Source organism: Microbacterium sp. 1154 (genome assembly GCF_031455375.1).
Classification (GTDB): domain Bacteria; phylum Actinomycetota; class Actinomycetes; order Actinomycetales; family Microbacteriaceae; genus Microbacterium.
Window position 1 is genome coordinate 1,692,688 of sequence record NZ_JAVDSN010000001.1, and the last position, 16,058, is coordinate 1,708,745.

General features: G+C 71.6%; 15 protein-coding genes. 9 read left to right on the forward strand and 6 right to left on the reverse strand.

Going from position 1 to position 16,058, the window contains the following annotated elements; translation table 11 throughout:
• Positions 1–76: 76 nt before the first annotated feature.
• The gene (locus J2X55_RS07805) at positions 77–1,375 is read right to left on the reverse strand and encodes an MFS transporter (protein WP_309823024.1); all 1,299 of its coding nucleotides are present in this window, start codon (positions 1,373–1,375) and stop codon (positions 77–79) included.
• Between the two features lie 2 nt (positions 1,376–1,377).
• On the reverse strand, positions 1,378–1,599 hold the full coding sequence (locus J2X55_RS07810) for a DUF167 domain-containing protein (RefSeq protein ID WP_309822789.1): 222 nt from the start codon (positions 1,597–1,599) through the stop codon (positions 1,378–1,380).
• A 184-nt stretch (positions 1,600–1,783) separates the two neighbouring features.
• Between J2X55_RS07810 and rpsO the strand changes: the two genes are divergently transcribed.
• On the forward strand, positions 1,784–2,053 hold the full coding sequence (rpsO, locus tag J2X55_RS07815) for a 30S ribosomal protein S15 (protein ID WP_013583433.1): 270 nt from the start codon (positions 1,784–1,786) through the stop codon (positions 2,051–2,053).
• Between the two features lie 305 nt (positions 2,054–2,358).
• On the opposite strand, the gene J2X55_RS07820 is transcribed toward rpsO, so the two are convergent.
• The gene (locus tag J2X55_RS07820) at positions 2,359–3,375 is read right to left on the reverse strand and encodes a 2-oxoglutarate and iron-dependent oxygenase domain-containing protein (RefSeq protein ID WP_309822793.1); all 1,017 of its coding nucleotides are present in this window, start codon (positions 3,373–3,375) and stop codon (positions 2,359–2,361) included.
• Positions 3,376–3,592: 217 nt separating this feature from the next.
• Between J2X55_RS07820 and efeU the strand changes: the two genes are divergently transcribed.
• The 6 genes from efeU to J2X55_RS07850 all read left to right on the forward strand — a co-directional run bounded on the left by efeU (position 3,593) and on the right by J2X55_RS07850 (position 10,015).
• A complete protein-coding gene (gene efeU / locus J2X55_RS07825; RefSeq protein WP_309822794.1) occupies positions 3,593–4,534 on the forward strand; it encodes an iron uptake transporter permease EfeU in 942 nt (313 codons plus the stop codon).
• A gap of 62 nt (positions 4,535–4,596) precedes the next feature.
• Positions 4,597–5,826, forward strand: coding sequence for an iron uptake system protein EfeO (gene efeO / locus J2X55_RS07830; RefSeq protein ID WP_115920254.1), 1,230 nt, complete (start codon positions 4,597–4,599; stop codon positions 5,824–5,826).
• Between the two features lie 2 nt (positions 5,827–5,828).
• Positions 5,829–7,112 (forward strand): iron uptake transporter deferrochelatase/peroxidase subunit, encoded by a 1,284-nt coding sequence (efeB, locus tag J2X55_RS07835; protein ID WP_396653248.1) that lies wholly within the window; start codon positions 5,829–5,831, stop codon positions 7,110–7,112.
• Positions 7,113–7,288: 176 nt separating this feature from the next.
• The gene (locus J2X55_RS07840) at positions 7,289–8,494 is read left to right on the forward strand and encodes an LLM class flavin-dependent oxidoreductase (RefSeq protein ID WP_309823025.1); all 1,206 of its coding nucleotides are present in this window, start codon (positions 7,289–7,291) and stop codon (positions 8,492–8,494) included.
• 1 nt (position 8,495) lies between these two features.
• Complete coding sequence (locus J2X55_RS07845; RefSeq protein WP_309822796.1) at positions 8,496–9,140, forward strand: CE1759 family FMN reductase; 645 nt, start codon at positions 8,496–8,498, stop codon at positions 9,138–9,140.
• A gap of 272 nt (positions 9,141–9,412) precedes the next feature.
• Entirely contained in the window at positions 9,413–10,015 is a 603-nt protein-coding gene (locus J2X55_RS07850; RefSeq protein WP_115920260.1) for a bifunctional 2-polyprenyl-6-hydroxyphenol methylase/3-demethylubiquinol 3-O-methyltransferase UbiG, read from the forward strand.
• A 215-nt stretch (positions 10,016–10,230) separates the two neighbouring features.
• Here J2X55_RS07850 and J2X55_RS07855 read toward each other — a convergent pair whose 3' ends face one another.
• Complete coding sequence (locus J2X55_RS07855; protein ID WP_309822797.1) at positions 10,231–11,013, reverse strand: DNA/RNA non-specific endonuclease; 783 nt, start codon at positions 11,011–11,013, stop codon at positions 10,231–10,233.
• Between the two features lie 46 nt (positions 11,014–11,059).
• Between J2X55_RS07855 and J2X55_RS07860 the strand changes: the two genes are divergently transcribed.
• A complete protein-coding gene (locus J2X55_RS07860) occupies positions 11,060–11,821 on the forward strand; it encodes a fructosamine kinase family protein (protein ID WP_309822798.1) in 762 nt (253 codons plus the stop codon).
• Between the two features lie 137 nt (positions 11,822–11,958).
• On the opposite strand, the gene J2X55_RS07865 is transcribed toward J2X55_RS07860, so the two are convergent.
• Positions 11,959–12,570: a VTT domain-containing protein gene (locus J2X55_RS07865; RefSeq protein WP_309822799.1), complete on the reverse strand. Its 612-nt coding sequence runs from the start codon at positions 12,568–12,570 to the stop codon at positions 11,959–11,961.
• Positions 12,571–12,703: 133 nt separating this feature from the next.
• Here J2X55_RS07865 and J2X55_RS07870 point away from each other — a divergent pair, with 133 nt between their 5' ends.
• The gene (locus J2X55_RS07870) at positions 12,704–14,671 is read left to right on the forward strand and encodes a GDSL-type esterase/lipase family protein (protein ID WP_309822800.1); all 1,968 of its coding nucleotides are present in this window, start codon (positions 12,704–12,706) and stop codon (positions 14,669–14,671) included.
• Positions 14,672–14,681: 10 nt separating this feature from the next.
• On the opposite strand, the gene J2X55_RS07875 is transcribed toward J2X55_RS07870, so the two are convergent.
• Positions 14,682–15,965, reverse strand: a complete 1,284-nt coding sequence (locus tag J2X55_RS07875; protein ID WP_309822801.1) for a hypothetical protein — start codon at positions 15,963–15,965, stop codon at positions 14,682–14,684.
• Positions 15,966–16,058 lie beyond the last annotated feature (93 nt).

The following is a 16,058-nucleotide window of genomic DNA, read 5'->3' on the forward strand; positions in this document are numbered from 1 at the left end:
CGCCATGCTTTCCCAGGGGCCGTCCTCGGCGCTGTCTCCGCGCAACGCGACGTCACATGCGGTGGGGGCGAGGGCGTCAGGGCAAAGGGTTCTGCGCGTCATAGTGCCGGAATCGGGGCGAAAGTCGCACCAGCAGGCCGACGAGCCCGAGGATCACGAAGCCGCCGAGCAGCGGCGGGAACCACAGGGTGGTGAGGGTGGCGAGGGTGCCGGCGTAGAGCGCACCGACACGGGGCCCACCGGCCACCACGACGATGAAGATGCCCTGGAGGCGCCCGCGCATGGCATCCGGAACCGCCGCTTGCATCATGGTCGAGCGGTAGATGGCACTGACGTTGTCGGCCGCGCCCGAGACGGCCAGGACCACCGCGGCGAGGACGATCAGCGCGACCGCGGCGTGCGTCTCGTCGACGACGCCGGGTCGCATCCAGCCGAGAGCGGCGGCGAGAAGGACGAGTCCGAACAGGCCGATGGACAGCCCGTAGACCTGGATCGCGCGCTCGATACCCACGCCCTGGCGACGCACGCGTCCGATGGGGCCCGAGAACAGGCTCGACAGGAAGGCCCCGGCGGCGACGGCAGCGGTGAGGATGCCGGTGGTGATCGCGCCGCCGCCGAGCAGCACGGCGCCGATGGCGGGGAAGAGCGTGACCGGCTGCCCGAACGTCATCGCGACGATGTCGAGGATGTACTGCAAGCGGATGTTCGGCGCGCGGCGCAGGAACCGCGCGCCGTCGCGCAGCGACTCGAGGCCCGGGCGGACGACCTCGCCCTGCGGACGCAGCCGCGGCAGCGACCACAGGCCCAGGAACAGCGAGGTCATGAGCAGGACGTCGAGCGAGTACGTCCACGCGTACCCGGCGACCGCGACGAGCACGCCCGCCAGCGCCGGCCCGGCCATCACCATGATGCCGACGGTGACTCCCTGCAGGGCGGCCGCGGCGGGGAGCAGCTCGCGCGCGATGAGCCGCGGGGTGATCGCCGACTTCGTGGCCATGACGATCGAGTTCGCCGCCGAGTTGACGATGCTGAGCGCGAAGAGCCACCCCACGGTCTCGAGCCCCGTCCAGGCCAGCACGGCGAGAAGGGCCGTCGAGACGAAGGTGATGACCGCCGCGAGGAGGGCCACCGTGCGGCGGTCGAAGGCGTCGGCGAGCATTCCGCCGTACAGGCCCGCGAGAACCATGGGCACCAGGCCCGCCACCGCGATCATCGACACCGCGAACGTGCTCTGCGTCAGCTCGAACACGTGCAGCATGACCGCGACGATCGTGAGCTGGCCGCCGAGGCCCGCGAGCGTCGACCCGACCCACAGGCGGGCGAAGGCGGGGGAGGTGGTGAGGGGGCGCAGGTCGATGAAGGCGCTGCGACGCATCCTCACGCGTCGACCTCGATGCGCTTGACGCGCGCGGTGTGGCCCCGCAGGATCTCGACGTCTCGCGGAGCGACGGCGAAGTGAGCGGCCAGGGCCTTCACGACGCCGGAGTTGGCGGCGCCGTCGACCGCGCGCTCGCGCACGTGCACGACGAGGCCGTCGGTCGTCTCTTCGACGAGGGGGCCGCGTCGACTGCCGGGTTTGACGCGAACGGTGAGCTGCACGCGTCGAGGCTACGCCAGGCCTCGGACATCGAACGCGGACCGCGGAGCGCGGAGCGAGGCCGTGCTGTCGTGGCATCCGGATGCTGGTAGACTCATGCGGTTGCCGTTCGATCGGCCGCGGATAAAGAGAGCTCGCACATCAGGTGCCGGGCGCCGCGCAATGAGAAGGAAGGGGATCCCATCTATGGCACTCGAAGCAGACGTCAAGAAGGCGATCATCGAAGAGTACGCGACGCACCCCGGTGACACCGGATCCCCCGAGGTGCAGGTCGCGATGATGACGCAGCGCATCAAGGACCTCACCGAGCACCTCAAGATCCACAAGCACGACCACCACTCGCGCCGTGGACTCTTCCTGCTCGTCGGTCAGCGCCGTCGCCTGCTGGGTTACCTGCAGGACGTCGACATCAACCGTTACCGCTCGCTCATCGAGCGTCTCGGTCTGCGTCGCTAATCGCACCAGCGTTCTATCGCGCAAAACATTCTTGGAAGGCCGCCCCACGGTGTGGGGCGGCCTTCGTCATTCCCGGATGCCGTGGCGCGCGGCATCCGCTTGCTCGGGGTCGGCGACCGCACTGTGCGGTCGTTGCTCCGGGTCCGGACGCATAAACGCGATCCGCGCGCGGAAACGCGTTGTGCTCGCGTTTCTGCGCGCCGGGAGCGTTTATGCGTGACGAGGGCGGGCGGGCCGACGCCGCGGTGACACGGCTCAGGATGCCGTGCGCCCGGCCCGCTGAGGATGCCGGGCGCTCGACCGGCTCAGGATGACGCGCGCGCGGCGAGCAGGTCCGCGTGCCAGCGCTCCGCCACATCGGGGTGGGCGCGCAGACGCGACTTGAGGGCGTTCTCGCCGTAGGTGGCGTGGATGGGGTTCGAGGGATCGTCCTCGACACCGCGGGCCTCGGCGGCGAGCTCCGCCGGCAGCTCGATGATCGGCAACCGCGCGTCCAGCGCCGGGTTGAAGAAGAACGGCACCGAGATGCGCTCGTCGGGGAAGCGCGGTGAGATCACGCGGTGGTTCGTCGCACGGAGGTAGCCCTGCGTGGCGTACTCGAGCAGTTCGCCGATGTTGACGACGAAAGCGCCCGAGACCGGGGGAGCGTCGACCCACTCGCCGTCACGCTCGACCTGCAGGCCGCCCTTGCCGGGCTCGACCCACAGCAGTGTGAGGACGCCGGAGTCCTTGTGCGCGCCGACGCCCTGCTGGGGCGTGGGGTCGTCCTTGCCGGGGTAGCGGACGATCTTGATGAGGGTCTGGGGGTCGCCGAAGTGACGATCGAAGTACTGCTCCTCAGCGCCCAGGGCGAGAGCCCAGGCACGCAGCAGCTTGCGGGCGACGCCGGTCAGGTGGTCGTGCCACTCGGTGACGACGTCCTTCAGTTCGGGCTGCGCCGCGGGCCACAGGTTCGGGCCGATGAGCCGGTTGTACCCCGGACCGTCGGGGTCGTCAATCGCATCGCGCTCGGGGCCGATGTCGATCTGCTCGCGCCAATCGACGCGACCCTGCGTGCGCTCGCCGCCGACCCGCGTGTAGCCGCGGAAGTGCGGGCTCATGACGTTCTCGATCGAGAGCTTGTCGGCCTCGGGGAGGGCGAAGAAGTCCTTCGCCGCTTTCAGCAGATCGGCTTCGAGCTCGGCGCTGACGCCCGTACCCGTCAAGTAGAAGAAACCGACGTCGTGGGTCGCGGCGCGCAGCTCGTCGCGGAAGCGAGCGGCGGCATCCGGGCCCTGGTCGAGGAGCGACAGATCGAGGACGGGGAGATTCAGGTCGGACATGCGTCGAGGCTAGGTCGTCGCCCCGATGCGCGCCGGAATGTTGCTGAGGGTTACCGCGGGCGCCGCCGGGGGAGCCCGTTCGTCATAATCCCCGCCGACCGGCGGGGTGCGGATCGGCCGACGACTTGCGTAATGTGTGCTGGTCAGGTGAGGCTGTCCTTACCCACCCGCAGCGCCGCGGCCCCCACCCGAGAATCGAAAGTCGGAACACCCGCCCGTGCTCGCCACCTTCCTCATCGGCCTCCGCGAAGGCCTCGAAGCCGCGCTCGTCGTCGGCATCCTCGTCGCCTACCTCACGCGTCTCGATCGGCGCGACGCCCTGCCGCGACTGTGGGCGGGTGTCGGTCTGGCCGTCGCCCTGGCTCTCGCCATCGGAGCCGTGTTCACCTTCGGTGCCTACATGCTGACCTTCGAGGCGCAGGAACTGCTCGGTGGCGGTCTGTCACTGCTCGCCGTGGCAATGGTCACCTGGATGATCTTCTGGATGCAGCGCGCCGGGCGCACACTCAAGGCCGGCCTCGAGGGCGGCGTCGACAAGGCGCTCCGCGGCGGCGTGTGGGCACTCGTGGCGATCGGGTTCGTCTCCGTCGCGCGCGAGGGCGTCGAGACGACGCTGCTGCTGTGGTCGATGGTGCAGTCGTTCGGCGACGCCCCGACGGCGCTGCTGGGCGCCCTGCTCGGCCTCGCGGCGGCGGTCGTGCTCGGCTGGCTCATCGCCCGCGGCATGTTGCGCCTGGATCTCTCGCGTTTCTTCACGTGGACCGGCGGCTTCCTCGTCGTGGTCGCGGCGGGCGTGCTCGCCTACGCCTTCCACGACCTGCAGGAGGCCGGTGCGCTCCCCGGCCCCTTCGGCTCCGGAGCCCCCGTCGACGCCGCGACCGGCCTGGTGGCCACCGGCTGGGCGGGCTTCCCCTTCGGATGGGCGTTCGACGTCTCGAGTGTCATCGCTCCGGGAGGTCCGCTCGCCGCCCTGCTGCAGGCCACGATCGGCTTCATGCCCCAGATGACCTGGCTGCAGGTGATCGCGTGGATCGCCTACGTCGCGGTCGTCGTGCCCCTCTTCGTGCGCGGTGTCCGCGCCAACGGCCGCTCGCGCCGAGCCCCGACCGCCGCGCCCGCGCTCTCCTCGACCCCCGACGCGGCGACCGCCGCCCCGTAGTCCCCCGACGCCGCTCGCGTGCCCGACGCCGCGGCATCCATCCTCCTCCCGAACGGAGCATCATGAACCCGACACGCCTCCTCGCGGCCACGGCCGTGGCCGGCGCGGCCGCCCTCGTCCTCTCCGGGTGCGTCGCCAAATCCGACGCCGCCGCCTCCGGAGCCCTCGCGGTCACCTCGACCGATGACGGGTGCGCGGTGTCGTCCGCCAGCGCCCCCAGCGGCACCGTCGCTTTCGACGTCAGCAACAAGAGCGACCAGGTCACGGAGTTCTACCTGTTGGCGTCCGACGGTCTGCGCATCGTCGGCGAGGTCGAGAACATCGCGCCGGGCGCCTCGCGCAACCTCACCGTCGTCGCGCAGCCCGGCGACTACTTCACCCTCTGCAAGCCGGGCATGGTCGGCGACGGCGTGGGCAAGGCGAGCTTCTCGGTCACCGGAGACACGGTCGCCGTCAGCGGCCCTGATGCCGAGCAGAAGCAACAGGCCGTCGACCTCTACGCGGCGTTCGTCAAGGACCAGGTCGGCCAGCTCATCCCCGCCGTGCAGACGTTCACCGCGGCGTACGAGTCGGGCGACGACGCCGCCGCGCGCGAGCAGTTCCCGCACGTCCGCGCGTTCTACGAGCGCATCGAGCCGATCGCCGAGGCGCTCGGCGACCTCGACCCGCGCATCGACTACCGCGAGGTCGACGCGGTGGCCGAGGGGCTGGACTGGACCGGCTTCCACCGCATCGAGAAAGACCTGTGGGTCCCCGCGCAAGACGCGCTCAACGCCGACGGGGAGACCCCGGCCTGGAAGAACTGGGCCCCCTCGACCCCGGCCGAGCGTGCGACCTACGGCGACAAGCTCATCGCCGACACGCAGGAGCTCTACGACTACGTCCACTCCGACGCGTTCACGCAAGCGCTGACCACGCAGGGTGTGGCGGGGATCTCGAACGGTGCGATCTCGCTGCTCGACGAGGTCGCCACGGGCAAGATCAGCGGCGAAGAGGACTGGTGGTCGGGCACCGATCTCAACGATTTCGCGGCGAACGTCGAGGGCTCGAAGATGGCGTTCTCGCTCGTGCGCGACTTCGCCGACTCGAAGGGCGACAAGGGCACCGCGCTCGTCTCGCGCATCGACGCCGGGTACGCCGACCTCGAGGCGGCGCTGGCGAAGTACGGCTCGCTCGAAGCCGGCTTCGTCCCGTACAGCCAGATCACCGAGGCCGACAAGCGTCAGCTCACCGACCTCATCAACGCCCTCGCCGAGCCGCTGTCGCAGCTCACGGTCACCATCCTGGAGTGAGCGTGAGCGAGGAGGAACAGCAGACTCCGGTGGCCACCGGTCTGTCGCGTCGAGGGCTGATGGGCCTCGCCCTCGGCGCCGGCGGCACGGGACTGGTGGTGGGTGCGGGCGGCGGTCTCGTGGGCGGACAGGCTTTCGCCCTCGAGCAGCAGAAGGCGGCGAGGGATGCCGCGGCGGCGACGACCGGCATCCATCAGCCGGGCATCACCACCCCGGTGCAGGAGCACCTGCACTTCGCGGCCTACGACATGATGGCGCGCACCACGCGCGACGACCTCGCCGAACTGCTGTCGGACTGGACGTACGCGGCGAATCGCATGATGCAGGGGCTGGAGGTCAGTGCGACCGGGGCGGTCGGCGGTTCGCCCGAGGCGCCGCCGGACGACACGGGCGAGGCGCTGGGCCTTCCGGCGAGCAACCTCACCATCACGTTCGGATTCGGGCCCTCGCTCTTCGACGCGCGTTTCGGTCTCGAGGGGCAACGTCCTGAGGGGCTTCAGCGCCTCCCGGCGTTCCTCGGTGACGACCTCGACCCGCTGCGCTCGGATGGCGACCTCTGCATCCAGGCGTGCGCCGACGATCCGCAGGTGGCCGTCCACGCGATCCGCAACCTCAGCCGCATCGCCTTCGGTCGCGCGACCATTCGCTGGTCGCAGCTCGGCTTCGGGCGCACCTCCAAGACGACGGCCGACCAGTCGACGCCGCGCAACCTCTTCGGGTTCAAGGACGGAACGGCCAACATCCTCGCCGACGACACGGCCGCGCTCGACGAGAACGTCTGGGTGTCGGCATCCGAGGGGCCGGCGTGGCTCGCGGGCGGGTCGTATCTCGTGGCCCGACGGATCTCGATGCTCATCGAGACGTGGGACCGCACGCGCCTCGCCGAGCAGGACCGCGTCGTCGGCCGCGACAAGGCGAAGGGTGCACCGCTCTCGGGCGGTGACGAGTTCACCGCGCCCGATTTCGCCGCGAAGGGGGCGACCGGCGCGACGGCGATCGACGCGCGCAGTCACGTGCGTCTCGCGCACCCCGACAACAACGGCGGCATCCGGATCCTGCGACGCGGGTACAACTTCGTCGACGGTACGACCGACCTCGGGCGCCTGAACGCCGGGCTGTTCTTCCTGTCGTTCCAGAAGAGCCCCGACCGCTTCATCACGCTACAGAAGGCCCTGTCGACGGATGCCATGGGCGAGTACATCCGCCACGTGGGCTCGGGGCTGTGGGCCGTGCCCCCGGCGCCGACCGCGGGGGCGTCGGTGGGGGCCGGGTTGCTGGGGGCCTGAGACGGCGAACGCTTCCTGCGCCGTAGACGCTCTCGCAGCGCTTCCGGTGCAGGGGGCGTTCTCGCTGTCCGGAGGGCGCGTGCGGAATAAACCTGGGCGTCACGCGTTTCAGCATGTATATTCAGATGCATACAAATTGGAGGCGCATCGTGAACGAGACGAGCAACTGGCCCGGCATGCAGTTCGGTGTGATGACCGTGAGCGACATCACCCAGGACCCGACGACGGGGAAGACCCCGAGCGAAGCCCAGCGCATCAAGGACACGCTCACGATCGCGAAGCACACCGAAGAGGTCGGTCTCGACGTCTTCGCCCTCGGCGAGCACCACAACCCGCCGTTCTGGTCGTCGTCGCCCACGACCACGCTGGCGTACATCGCCGCGCAGACCAAACGCCTCATCCTCACGACCTCGACCACGCTCATCACCACGAACGACCCGGTGAAGATCGCCGAGGACTTCGCGATGCTGCAGCACGTCTCGGGCGGTCGTGCCGACCTCATGCTCGGCCGCGGCAACACCGGCCCGGTCTATCCCTGGTTCGGCAAGGACATCCGTCAGGGCCTGCCGCTCACCATCGAGAACTACGACCTGCTGCACAAGCTGTGGCGTGAGGACGTCGTCGACTGGGAGGGCAAGTTCCGCACCCCGCTGCAGGGCTTCACCTCGACCCCGCGTCCCCTCGACGGTGTGCCCCCCTTCGTGTGGCACGGCTCGATCCGCACGCCCGAGATCGCCGAGCAGGCCGCGTACTACGGCAACGGCTTCTTCGCGAACAACATCTTCTGGCCCAAGGAGCACTACCAGCGCCTCATCACGCTGTACCGCGAGCGTTTCGCCCACTACGGCCACGGCACGCCCCAGCAGGCGATCGTCGGCCTCGGCGGCCAGGTGTTCATGCGCGCGAAGTCGCAGGACGCCGTGCGCGAGTTCCGTCCGTACTTCGACAACGCGCCGGTCTACGGCCACGGCCCGAGCCTCGAGGACTTCAGCGACATGACCCCGCTGACGGTCGGCTCGCCGCAGCAGGTCATCGACCGTTACGCCGCGATGCGCGAGACGTTCGGCGACTACCAGCGCCAGCTCTTCCTCATCGACCACGCGGGTCTTCCCACCAAGACCGTGCTCGAGCAGCTCGATATCCTCGGCTCCGAGGTCGTGCCGGTGCTCCGCAAGGAACTGCAGAAGAACCGTCCGGCCGAGGTGCCCGACGCGCCCACGCACCAGAACCAGATCGAGAAGATCTACGCCGGTGCGGCTCCGCGTCAGGCCGTACCCGGTGCGAACCGCGGCGACAACATGGTCGCGGGCAGCCCCTACCAGGACGCCGCGCCGCGTTCGGGCAGCGCGTTCGGTGCGGCCGCGACCAAGGTCGGTGCCTGACATGGCCGCCCGCCGCATCGCGGTCGTGACCGCGGGGCTGTCGACCCCGTCGTCGACGCGGATGCTCGGTGACCGGCTCGCCCACGCGGCTCTCGCCGAGCTGCGCGAGCGCGGGATCGACGCCACGAGCGACGTGTTCGAGCTGCGCGACTACGCGCACGACCTCACCGACAACCTGCTCACCGGCTTCGCTCCGGCGCCCCTGGAGCAGATGATCAACACGGTCGTGTCAGCCGACGGCATCATCGCGGTCACGCCGATCTTCTCGACCAGCTACTCGGGCCTGTTCAAGTCGTTCATCGACGTGCTCGACCCGCAAGCGCTCAGCGGCACGCCCGTGTTGATCGGCGCCAACGCCGGCACGGCTCGTCACTCGCTCGCGATCGACTACGCGATCCGCCCGCTGTTCACCTACCTGCACGCCAACCCCGTGCCGACCGGTGTGTTCGCGGCATCCAGCGACTGGGGCGCGAACGCCGACGAGGTCGCCCCGCTCGGCTCCCGCGTCGAGCGCGGTGCCCGCGAATTCGCGGATGCCATCGCGGCGCGCGAGCCCATTCGCGACGCCGACCCCTTCGACCCGTCGTCGTACCTCGGCGAGGGCCGATCGTTCGGACACCTGCTGGGCGGTCTGTCGGGGGAGTGACCCCGTGATCGAGCCCCGTCGCCCCCAGCGGGCGGCGGGGCTTCGTGCTGTCCGCGTGTCTCAGGCTGAGCGATCCGCGCGAAGTCAGCCGTCATTCGGATTCTCTGGCTGAGGGCATGCGGATCGCGCAGGGGGGGCTTCGTCCGGCCCGTGATCGCAGACGCACGATGCCCGCAACCTCCGCCGTGCTTCGAGCGCGAGCGGATCGCTGAGGTCGTGCCCGACAGCCCCGCGCCACCGACCTAGGGTGGAGCCGAGCAGAAGGAGTCGGAATGGATGCCGCGCAGTGGGACGAGCGATACCGCGCCTCGGCCGGGGGAGTCTGGGCCACCCAGCCGCCCGGCGTCGTGCGGGAGATCGCGGCGACGCTTTCTCCGCGGACCGCCATCGACGTCGCCACCGGTGACGGACGCACCGCGCTGTGGCTCGCGGAGCGCGGCTGGGCCTGCACGGGCATCGACTTCTCGAGCGCGGGCCTCGCTCTCGCCGCGGCGCGCCCCGGAGGCGACGCGGTCACCTGGACGACCGCGGACGTGCACGACTGGCAGCCGACTGAGCCGGTCGATCTGGTCGTCTCCTGCTACCTGCACCTGCGCGACAGCGCGGCGGCCGTCGCGCGCATCGCCGACTGGGTGGCACCCGGCGGCACCCTGATCGTTCTCGGCCACGACGTCGAGAACATCGCGGCGGGAGGCCACGGCCCCACCGACCCGGCGATCCTCTACACGCCCGAGCTGCTGCGCGGCGCGCTCGACGATCGATTCCGCATCGCGCGGTGCGAGCGCATCACCCGCACCAGCGCGGACGCGGAGCTGCGCGACGGACACCCCGCCGCGGCCATCGACACGTTGCTGCACGCGGTGCGGGAGCGTTGAGGCGGGCGCCGGCTGACGATCTCGAGTGCTCCGCGGCTCGAAGGCGGGATGCCGCGATGCCGCCGGAGATGCAGGCCCCACAGACCGCGCCTCAAGGCGTGACGTCATCTAGGCTCTGCAGCTCCCGTGCGGTCACGGGGCGCCGACTGCGCCTCACAGAACGACGTCGTCCAGGCTCTGCAGGTCCCGCGCCGCGACGGGCCGCTGACCGCGCCTCACAACACGACGTCGTCCACGCTCTGCAGCTCCCGCGCCGCGACCGGACGCAGCCCGCGCCGCACGAACGTGTCGGCCGCGGCCAGCGCTTCCACGTCGATCCCGGCTTCGGCCGCGATGTCGGCGATCGGCGCTTGGAACGTGCGGAACGCCCCGAGCGGGGGAACCGTCAGTCCCTGCCGTGTGTCGACGAGTGCGCTCTGGTCCAGCACGAAACCGGCTGCGGCCAGGGTGTCCTGCTGCCGCCAGGCGGCGATCTTCCAGAAGCGCAGCGGCACGCGGATGCCGCGATAGGGCGGGTCGTCGTCCTTGAGCACGGGTGCGGTGAACACCGCGAGACGCTGGTCGGTCGTCTCGGCGTAGGCGAGCACGTGGTCTTCGAGGCCGAGCCACAGCTCCTTCGACTGATTGAACCCGGCAGCCTGCGGGGCGGCGTTCGTGTAGAAGAACGTGGCCTCGGTGGCATCCTGAGCCTCTTTCGCCGAACCCCAGCCGGGGTCGCGCCGGCGCACGAGGTGACCGCGGTCGAGATCGTTTCGGCTGTAGATCTCGGGCCCCGCCTGCGCGTCGGCCGACACCCGCGGATCGAGTCGCCACTCGCCCGTGCGAGGCTGCTCGCGCAGCGTCGCGCCGTCGATCACGACCGCCGTGACCGCCGCGAAGCGGCGCCGCTCGTCGAGCAGCACCGAGAAGCGCGGGTAATCGAGCCGCGTCGTCGGCGCGGCCGGTGAGGGGAGGGGCAGGGGGATGCCGAGGAAGTCGGGGTCGTAACCGTCGCTCATTCCTCCATCGTGCCGGTGACCCCCGACATCGCGACAGACTGGAACGATGGAACTGCTCGTGAAGACCCGGGCCGACGCCCCCGCCGGTTTCTTCGCCGCCGAGGCGGCCGGGCTCCGGTGGCTCGCGGACGCCGGGGGAGCCCGCATCGCGCGGGTCATCGACGTCGGCGACGACCGCATCACGCTCGAGCGCATCTCCGAGGCCGAACCCACGGCGGCCGCCGCCGCGGCGTTCGGAACAGCGCTCGCCGCCACGCACGACGCCGGAGCGGAGGCGTTCGGCTCGCCGCCACCGGGCTGGACGGGTGACATCTTCATCGGCCGCCGGTCGCAGCCCGCCGCACCCACCGCGACGTGGGGAGCGTTCTACGCCGCCCAGCGCATCGAGCCGTTCGTTCCGATCGCCGTCGCGGCGGGCAACCTGTCGGCATCCGGAGCCGAGGTCGTCGCTCGAGCGTGCGCCGTGATCGCGGAGGGCGCTTTCGACGACGACGAGCCGCCCGCACGCCTGCACGGCGACCTGTGGGCCGGGAACGTGCTGTCGTCGGGCGCGGGGGTGGTGCTGATCGACCCGGCCGCTCACGGCGGTCACCGCGAGACCGACCTCGCGATGCTCGCGCTGTTCGGCTGCCCCTTCCTCGACCGGATCCTCGACGCGTACGACCGGGCACACCCGCTCGGCGAGGGGTGGCGCGGGCGCGTCCCGCTGCACCAGCTGCACCCCCTCGCCGTGCACGCCGCCGGACACGGCCCGTCGTACGGCCGTGCGCTGGTCGACGCCGCGGAGCAGACGCTCGCGCTGGTCTGAGGCGCCGGGGTGCCGGCATCCGGAGTCACCCGAGGCTCGGATCCACGCAGAATCGGAGACCCTCACCGGAATCGGATTCCGAGCCGCGACTCGTCCGATTCCGGCGCGATCCTCCGATTCTGCGAGCGGCGCCCGCCTCAGCCCCGCGCCGCTGCCCGCCGCCTCGCCCGCCGGGCGAGAGCGGCGTCGATCCCCACGCCGATGCCCACCGCCAGCGCGATCGACACGACCACGGCCACCACGGGTCCGCCGGGCACGAGGGCGGCCACCACCGCGCCGATCACCGCCTGGTACGCCGCCCACGCCAGCGCGGCGACGGCGGCCACGCCCAGGTACCGCACGGGATCGACCCGGGCGGCCCCGGCGGCGAGGTTCACCGCGAGCCGGGCGAACGGCACGAACCGCGCCGTGAACAGCACCACGGCGGCGTTGCGCTCGAGCCGCGCCCGCGCCCAATCCAGAGCGGCGCGCACGCGGGGTCCGCGCATCCACGCCCACCGCTCCACCCCGACGGTGCGTCCCACGAGATAGCAGCAGGCGTCTCCCGCGAAGGCGGCCGCCCCCGCGACGAGGATCACGCCGGTCAGGGGCGGCGTCCCGTTCGACACGGCCAACGCGCCGAACGCGGTGACGGCCGCCTCGCCGGGGATGACCACCAGGAACGCGTCGGCGAACACGAGCAGCGCCATACCGAGCAGGGCCCACGGGCTCGCCGCGATCGCCTGCAGCCAGGCGTCGACTCCGTCCATTCCGTCACTCTCCGCCTCCGATCGAGACGCCCCGCCGACGTGAGGGTGACCCCCGGTGGAGCATCCGGTGAACAAAACGAACGTCGGGCCCTCCGCGTCCCCGCGAGGCCGCTGCGCACCCCACCCTGGTCTCGTGAGAGTCGCGCTGCTGGCCGAATCCTTTCTCCCGCACATGAACGGGGTCACCGGTTCCGTTCTCCACGTCCTGCGCCATCTGGCGGAGGCGGGACACGAGACCCTCGTGATCGCGCCCAAACACGGAGACGTCACCGCCGACCTGCACGGAGCCCGCACCGAGCTGCTGCGCTCGGTGCCTCTGCCGTCGTACCCCGAGGTGCGGGTCGTGTTCGCTCGCGCGGCGCGCCTGGGCGCCCTGCTGCGCGACTTCGACCCCGACGTCGTGCACCTGGCATCCCCCTTCGTTCTCGGCTGGCAGGGGCTCGCCGCCGCCGACGCGCTCAAGATCCCCTCGGTCGCGGTCTACCAGACCGACGTCGTCGCCTACTCGCAGAAGTACGGGCTGCCGCACGCCACGGCCCTCGTCGCCGGTCACGTCTCGCGCCTGCACCGCCGCGCGACCCTCACCCTCGCGCCGTCGTCGGCCTCGACGCGGCAGCTCGAGGGGCTGGGTGTCGATCGCGTCCGCCGATGGGGCAGGGGGGTGGATGCCGTGCGCTTCGCCCCCGATCAGCGCGACGACGCGTGGCGCGCGCGGATCGCCCCGAACGGCGAACGCATCATCGGCTACGTCGGCCGCCTGGCCCCCGAGAAACAGGTGGACGACCTGCGCGTGCTCGCCGACCTGCCCGACACCCGCCTGGTGATCGTGGGAGACGGGCCGTCGCGTCCCGCGCTGCAGAAGGCGATCCCGGATGCCGTCTTCACCGGCCACCTGAGCGGTTCGGGTCTCGCGTCGACCCTCGCGGGCTTCGACGTGTTCGTGCACCCGGGGGAGAGCGAGACCTTCGGCCAGACCATCCAGGAGGCGCTCGCGAGCGGAGTGCCGGTGGTCGCCACCGGGATCGGCGGGCCGTTGGACCTCGTGCGTTCGAGCGTGGACGGGTGGTTGTACAAGCCCGGCGACCTAGCCGACCTGCGGACCAGGGTCGCGGACCTCGTGGGCGACGAGTCGAAACGTCGCGCGTTCGCCCGCGCGGCGCGGAACTCGGTGGAGGGCCGGACGTGGTCGGCCCTGACCGGGGCGCTGGTCGAGCACTACCGCGACGCCGTCGCCCTGCGCCGCGTCGACGACAGCCTGCTGCGACGGGGGAGCCCGCGGCCGGCGGGCACCGCGGCATCCCGGACCCGGGGGCAGTGGACGCGCTTCGTGGCCCTCGGCGATTCACTCACGGAGGGGCTGTGCGATGCGTCGCGCATGCCGTCGGGCCAGTACCGAGGGTGGGCCGACCGCCTCGCCGAGCTCCTCGCGGGCACCACCGACCGAGGGCCGTTCCGCTACGCGAACCTCGCCGTGCGCAGCCGTCGGGTGCGGCACCTCATCGACGAGCAGATCCCCGCGGCGCTCGCTCTGCAGCCTGACCTGGTGTCGATCCTCATCGGGGCGAACGACCTCGTGGGTCCCGCGCCCGTGCTGTCGGCGCTGGTGGCCGAGGTCGAGTCGGCGGTACGGGCCGTTCGCCGCAGCGGTGCCGATGTGCTGCTGGTCACGACGTTCCTGCCTCGCCGGCCCGCGGCACGCCTCTTCGCTCGGCGCTTCGCGGCGTACAACGTGCACCTGCGCCGTATCGCCGCAGAGCAGGGTGCCATCCTGCTCGACCTCGAGGCGGTGGGCGAGATCGGCGAGGCATTGATGTGGGCCGACGATCTCGTGCACCTCAGCTCGGCCGGTCACCGCCTCGTCGCCTACCGGGCGGCGGAGGCGCTGGGCGTGCCGGATGCGCGCGCTCTGCTCGACCTCGACGAGGCCCTGCACGCCGACGACGGCGAGCGACCGCGCGGAACGTGGCTCACGCGCGACGCTCTGCCGTGGGTGTGGCGACGCGTGCGCGGGCGCACCGCCGGCGACGGGATCGTCGCCAAGCACAGCGGTTACGTCGACCTGCCGACCCGAGGGGATCGCCAGCGCGCCGACGCGGTCTGAGCCGCGCCGCTCAGTACCAGCCGGTGCGCTGGGAGTGATCCCACGCCCCGCACGGCGAGCCGTACCGCGAGCTGATGTACGACAGGCCCCAGGAGATCTGGGTGTTCGCGTTCGTCCGCCAGTCGAGGCCGAAGGTCGCCATCTTCTCTCCGGGAAGAGCCTGCGGGATGCCGTAGGCACCGCTCCCGCCGTTGAAGGCGTCGACCCGCCAGCCCGACTCGCGGTTCCACAGCGAAACGAGGCACGAGAACTGGTCGTCGCCCCAGCCGTAGCGACCGATCGCGCCGCGGGCCGCGGAGCGCGCCTCGTTCGGGCTCATGACGGGGCCCGCGGGGGCGGTGGAGCCGCCGCCGGATCCGCCGTTCGAGCCCGAGCCACCCGAGCCCGACCCGCTCGAGCCCGACCCGCTCGAGCCCGATCCGCCGGAGCCCGAACCTCCTGACCCTGAGCCGTTGCCGGACCCGCCGGACCCTCCGCCGACGGGCGCCCCGCTGCTCGATCCGCCCGCGCCCCCGGAACCGCCGCCCGAGCCCGTCGCGGGTCCTCCCGCCGACCCGCCCGGCTGCTGGGCGTCGCGCTGCACCTTCTCCTGCTCGCGCGCCGCCCGTTCCTGAGCGGCCGTCGTCGCGCGCAGCGCCGCGAGCTGGGCATACAGGTCGTCGAGTCGCGCCTGCGCCGCCCGCACGGTCGCGGTCTCGGCGTCCGCTTCGCTCTGCGCCGCCGCGGCCGTGGTCTGCGCGTCGGCGGCGAGTCGCGCGGCTTCGTCTCGCGCCTGCTCCGCCTGCGTGCGCAGCGAGGTCGCGACGTCGGCCGCGCTGCGAGCCCGGGCCGCGGTGCGCGCCGTCACCGCGGACACACGATCCAGGATGCCGAGCCGCTCGAGCAGCGAATCGGGATCGGCGTTCGTGAGCAGTTGCGCCACGAGCGGCCCGCCGTCCACGGTGCGGTAGAGCCGTGCGGCGCTGGCGCCCGCGGCGGCGACGCTGGAGAGCTCCGCGGCGTCGGCCGAGGCGCTCTGCGCGGTCAGCTCGACCGCGCGCGCCCCGGTCCGTTCCGCCTGCAGACGCGTCTGATCGGCGACGGCGGACGCGTTGAGAGCGCGGCGCGACGCGGCGACGGCGTCGGCCTCCGCGGCATCCAACTCCCGCTTCACCTGGGCGACGGCGCCGTCGTCGACGGCCGCGGCGAGAGCGCGACCGGTCAGGGCGCTCGCCGAGGCGGGGGAGGGGACGAGAGCCGCGCCGACGAGGACGCACGCGAGCAGCGTGTGACTCATGCGGCGAATGAGGCTCATGAGGTCACGGTAGAGCACGATCCCGTGAGCTGCCCACCCTGGCAGGGTCGTCGCTGATAGGGTGGGAATGGATGCCGTCTTGGCATCGGCTCA

Excerpts from the sequence above, each read along its gene's own strand:
- J2X55_RS07860 (WP_309822798.1), top strand. The coding sequence starts at position 11,060 with ATGGAACTGCTCGTGAAGACCCGGGCCGACGCCCCCGCCGGTTTCTTC.
- rpsO (WP_013583433.1), top strand. The coding sequence starts at position 1,784 with ATGGCACTCGAAGCAGACGTCAAGAAGGCGATCATCGAAGAGTACGCG.
- J2X55_RS07820 (WP_309822793.1), bottom strand. The coding sequence starts at position 3,375 with ATGTCCGACCTGAATCTCCCCGTCCTCGATCTGTCGCTCCTCGACCAG.
- J2X55_RS07865 (WP_309822799.1), bottom strand. The coding sequence starts at position 12,570 with ATGGACGGAGTCGACGCCTGGCTGCAGGCGATCGCGGCGAGCCCGTGG.
- J2X55_RS07875 (WP_309822801.1), bottom strand. The coding sequence starts at position 15,965 with ATGAGCCTCATTCGCCGCATGAGTCACACGCTGCTCGCGTGCGTCCTC.
- efeO (WP_115920254.1), top strand. The coding sequence starts at position 4,597 with ATGAACCCGACACGCCTCCTCGCGGCCACGGCCGTGGCCGGCGCGGCC.
- J2X55_RS07805 (WP_309823024.1), bottom strand. The coding sequence starts at position 1,375 with ATGCGTCGCAGCGCCTTCATCGACCTGCGCCCCCTCACCACCTCCCCC.
- J2X55_RS07850 (WP_115920260.1), top strand. The coding sequence starts at position 9,413 with ATGGATGCCGCGCAGTGGGACGAGCGATACCGCGCCTCGGCCGGGGGA.
- J2X55_RS07840 (WP_309823025.1), top strand. The coding sequence starts at position 7,289 with ATGCAGTTCGGTGTGATGACCGTGAGCGACATCACCCAGGACCCGACG.
- J2X55_RS07845 (WP_309822796.1), top strand. The coding sequence starts at position 8,496 with ATGGCCGCCCGCCGCATCGCGGTCGTGACCGCGGGGCTGTCGACCCCG.
- J2X55_RS07855 (WP_309822797.1), bottom strand. The coding sequence starts at position 11,013 with ATGAGCGACGGTTACGACCCCGACTTCCTCGGCATCCCCCTGCCCCTC.